This window comes from Gordonia desulfuricans NBRC 100010, from assembly GCF_001485495.1.
GTDB classification, from domain to species: Bacteria; Actinomycetota; Actinomycetes; order Mycobacteriales; family Mycobacteriaceae; genus Gordonia; species Gordonia desulfuricans.
Genome location: NZ_BCNF01000241.1, coordinates 1 through 624, shown reverse-complemented (window position 1 = coordinate 624; position 624 = coordinate 1). Strand labels below are relative to the sequence as shown.

Here is a 624-nt window from a genome sequence, read left to right as displayed (position 1 = left end):
CGCTTGCCCGAAATAGAGGGGGATCGCGGTGTGGTCTTTGAACACCGACAAATACATTTGGGCATCCGCGGCGAGATCCACCAGGTCAGACATGGGGATCAGGGTTCCGGTCGCGGTGATGGCGTACCCGGCTTCGCGGATCAGGTCGTTGACATCGGTTTTGACGATCAATTGGATCGGGACACCCATGTTGGTCTTCCCGAGCATCCCGTCGGCGAGCACGGCGGTCAGCAGGGCGTTGACCGCGTCGTGGTTGCGTTGGGGTTGGGTACGCATGTCTTTGACCGCCGCCGCTTCGAGACCGTTGGGGTCGACGATCTCGGCGGCACGGCTGTCCCCGTTCAGGCCGTGTGGTGTGTCGGGGTTGTTGACGCCGTGTTTGCCCCAGGCGGCGAAGAGTGTTTCGAGTCGGGCGCGCAGGATGGGGTCGACGTAGCCGGTCAGTTTGGACATGCCGTCGGCGCCTTGTTTGCCGAGGCTGATGCCGCGTCGACGGTCGCGGTCTTTCTTCTCGATGAGTTCGCCGTCGGGGTCGATGTGGGCGATGATGCGGGAGCCGCAGGTGCCGAGTGCGGATGCCCCGAATTCGGTGGCGTGTCGGGCGAGGGTACGTTCCGCCGCAAC

1 protein-coding gene is annotated in these 624 nt (G+C 63.9%); it reads right to left on the bottom strand.

The window, feature by feature from the left end; translation table 11 throughout:
- Positions 1 to 624, bottom strand: a 624-nt coding sequence (locus tag GD1_RS24070; RefSeq protein ID WP_157079618.1) for a DUF222 domain-containing protein, incomplete at both ends; no start/stop codon positions are given.